Source organism: Nodosilinea sp. LEGE 07088 (assembly GCF_015207395.1).
Classification (GTDB): domain Bacteria; phylum Cyanobacteriota; class Cyanobacteriia; order Phormidesmidales; family Phormidesmidaceae; genus Nodosilinea.
Map to the genome: position 1 here is coordinate 1 of NZ_JADEWX010000318.1, position 3213 is coordinate 3213.

The following is a 3213-nucleotide window of genomic DNA, read 5'->3' on the forward strand; positions in this document are numbered from 1 at the left end:
GCCCCCACACTGCCCAGGGTAACTTCAGGTGTCCCAGCACACTGCCTCCGGCCCGCACCCAAGTCGCCACCCCAATCGCGAAAGCCACGGTAAACGCCATCGCCGTCAGCTGAAACGGGGGCACCGTGCCGCTTAGGTCAGTGAGCAAAGCCAGCGTCGCCCACATCAGCACGGCAGAGAACCCAATCACAGTGCTAATGCCCAAATGAGCTAAACATATCAGGGGCAGGGATATCTTGAAATATAGCCCCGCGCCTTTGAAAGTCGGTTTTATCGAGCTCAGTGAGATCTGAGTTATCCCAAAAGACTGCTCCGATCAGATTGGCCTTGCGAAGATTGACCCCTCGGAGGTTGACCCCTCGGAAGGTAGCTCCGTTGAGATTAGCTCGGCCTAGGTCGGTCCGACTCAGGTTGGCCCCGCTCAGGTTGGCCCCGCTGAGGTTAGCCCTGCGGAGATTGACCCCGCTGAGGTTGGCCACATTGAGATCGGCCCCGCTGAGGTTGGCCCTGTAGAGATCGACCCCGCTGAGATCGGCCCCGCTGAGGTTGGTTCTGCAGAGGTTAGCCATGCTGAGGTCGGCCTCTCGGAGATTGGCCACGCTGAGGTTGGCCCCCCGAAAGTTGGCCATGCTGAGGTCAGCCTCCCGAAGGTTCGCAACACTGAGGTTGGCCCCCAGAAGGGTGGCTACGCTGAGATTGGCCCTGCGGAGGTTTGCCCCGCTGAGGTCTGCCATGCCAAGATTGGCGCCGCTGAAGTTAGCCCTGCGGAGATTGGCTCTGCTGAGATTAGCCTTACGGAGATCGGCCCAGCTGAGGCTGACCTCAGTGAGGTCGGCCCCACAGAGATTGGCCCAGCTGAGGTCAAGCCCTTTTGGTACACCCATTTGTTCCACAGGAGTCGTGTCTTCGACCCTTAGACCTAAAATCTGGGTCACCTCACCACTACCTAGCAAGCTCCTGAGACGCTCTAAGGCCTCAGCCGAGCCTTGCAGTTCGACTTCAATGCTCTCTGCCCGCACTCCTTTTACTTCAACAGAAGGGTCTTGAGCCAGCTTTTGAAGCTCTGCCAGGAGGGCTCTAAGGCCATCAATGCCTAATTGGTTCAAGTCTCCCTCTAGTCGAACCTTGAACGTACTGAGATGTTGCCACTTGCTACCGTCAGCAGAGGCAGAACGGTGAAGTGGATCTATTTCCATCTCAGTCAGAACATCAAATAATGGTCCTAGATGCCCTGGCCAACTTGCTCCTTCCAGACACCCGATTAAGACACTGGTTCGCAGCCCAGGCTGGGCCTCAAGGTCTAGCCTGATCTCAGAAGGGAAGCCCAGAGCAGCCTCTATGATCAGTTGCTGGGTTAGGGGTAATCGGTTGAGGGTATCTATCATCCTCAAGCGTTCTGGCCAAGAGAGGCTTACTTTCTCATTAAACTTTGCGACTGTCATAGCCAGGGATATAACTAGTTAGGCCCATCATAGCCAGATTAAAGCGCATCGTCATGATCTCGCTTAGACTCAAAGCTCGACAGCGCTGGCGGGGTTGAGCTCCTCTGAGCAATAGCAATTGGTACCATTTCGATTCAAACTACTGGCAGACAACATTAATTTCGCCAACCATTCCGCAAACCCTGAACACCACAGACATCCATAAAAATCAGCCAAATCCACAGCCTTAATAACTCCTTAAAGGAAAATTAGGCTAAGGAGAGGTCTTTCTTAAACTAGATCCTTAACAATGCTTTTGATTAGCATCCTGAACGCTAACTAACCAGCGTTTAGCTATTTTTAGTGCCATTAAAACCTTTTTTGGCGCGGTTTTCGTTGGTCACAGGTATATTTCATGGAAGCACAGGTGTCTTTTACAGAGAGTTCGCACCGTCATATCGAGTCTGCTGCGACCGAGTCTGTTGCGGTGGAGGTAACCAGCTTAACCAAAACTTTCAAACATAAGTTAGCGCTCAGGGGTGTCTCGCTGTCGGTTAACGACGGCGAAATGGTCGCGCTAGTCGGTGCTTCAGGCTCGGGCAAATCTACCCTATTGAGAAATATCAACGGCTTGCAGCAGGCCGATAGGGGCCAGGTTGCTGTCTTCGGTTCCTTGCTTCAGTCTGATGGCCACTTGCACTCCAAGGTGCGCCAGCTCAGGAGTCAGATTGGATTTATTTTTCAGCAGTTCAACCTAGTTAATCGGCTATCTGTGCTCGATAACGTGTTGGCAGGCTACCTCTCTCAGGTGTCTACGGGGCGAGCCCTAGGTCGCTGGTTTAGCCAGGAAGAAAAGTTGCGGGCCCTCTCTGCTCTCGAACAGGTTGGAATTTTAGACCAGGCCTACAAGCGGGCCTCAACCCTATCGGGGGGGCAGCAGCAGCGGGTGGCGATCGCCCGTTGCCTGATGCAGGGAGCCAAGATCATTCTGGCCGATGAGCCCATTGCCTCCCTAGACCCCGAGTCGGCCCGGCGGGTAATGGAAATGCTCGTACAGCTCAACCGGGAGTGGGGCATTACGGTGATTACCTCGCTGCACCAGGTGCAGATGGTGCGCCACTATTTCGATCGCTCTGTAGCGCTACGGGATGGAGAAGTTCACTTTGACGGCCCCACCCTCCAGCTCGATGACCGTCGCCTAGATGACATTTACGGTGCAGCGGCTCAGGAATTGGTCGTCAGCGGTCACGGGGAGTCGCTGGTGCGTTAGGCTGCCACGCCAGGTTTTGTTGCTCACACATCCATCGGTCTAGTGAATTCAGTCGTTTATTAAAGCTCTTGAGGGAAACCATGTTGACTCGTTTTGCCCAAAAATCTACGGCCCTGTTAACGGCTGGTCTGCTGAGTGCAACGGCGGTAGTTGGCTGTAGCACCGACACCAGCAATCCCACCGCCGATGCTGGGTCTACCTCTGCGGCGGATGGCGAAGTTTGTGCGCCAGAGATTAGCGAAATCGATTTTGGTATCCTGTCCACCGAATCCCAAGAAGCGCTGCAGCCCAAGTGGGATCCTTTTGTGGCGGCCCTGGAAGAAAGCATTGGCCGTAAAGTCAATGCTTTCTACGCCAACGACTACGCAGGCGTGATCGAAGGCATGGCCGCCGGCCTTAACGGGTGACAAGGGTACTCAACGTCATGCGGTACAGGGCTTTGAGACAATAAAGGGGACAAAAAATAGGGAGCCTCAGTGCAGCTCCCCTAAACCAATATGTTTCCTGCATCCTACCAAACCA

General features: G+C 54.3%; 3 protein-coding genes and 1 pseudogene. 2 read left to right on the forward strand and 2 right to left on the reverse strand.

The window, feature by feature from the left end; genetic code table 11:
• A pseudogene (locus IQ254_RS30440) lies at positions 1-190 on the reverse strand (EamA family transporter); the annotation flags it as partial.
• 4 nt (positions 191-194) lie between these two features.
• Positions 195-1196 carry a pentapeptide repeat-containing protein gene (locus IQ254_RS30445; protein WP_228041244.1) on the reverse strand — a complete coding sequence of 334 codons (1002 nt, stop codon included), beginning with the start codon at positions 1194-1196 and terminating at the stop codon, positions 195-197.
• A 652-nt stretch (positions 1197-1848) separates the two neighbouring features.
• Between IQ254_RS30445 and phnC the strand changes: the two genes are divergently transcribed.
• A complete protein-coding gene (gene phnC, locus IQ254_RS30450) occupies positions 1849-2691 on the forward strand; it encodes a phosphonate ABC transporter ATP-binding protein (protein WP_313887624.1) in 843 nt (280 codons plus the stop codon).
• A gap of 80 nt (positions 2692-2771) precedes the next feature.
• Positions 2772-3098 (forward strand): PhnD/SsuA/transferrin family substrate-binding protein, encoded by a 327-nt coding sequence (locus IQ254_RS30455; RefSeq protein WP_193969879.1) that lies wholly within the window; start codon positions 2772-2774, stop codon positions 3096-3098.
• Positions 3099-3213 lie beyond the last annotated feature (115 nt).

Bases quoted from the DNA above. Each gene is read 5' to 3' on its own strand.
- IQ254_RS30445 (WP_228041244.1), bottom strand. From the start codon at position 1,196: ATGGAAATAGATCCACTTCACCGTTCTGCCTCTGCTGACGGTAGCAAG.
- IQ254_RS30455 (WP_193969879.1), top strand. From the start codon at position 2,772: ATGTTGACTCGTTTTGCCCAAAAATCTACGGCCCTGTTAACGGCTGGT.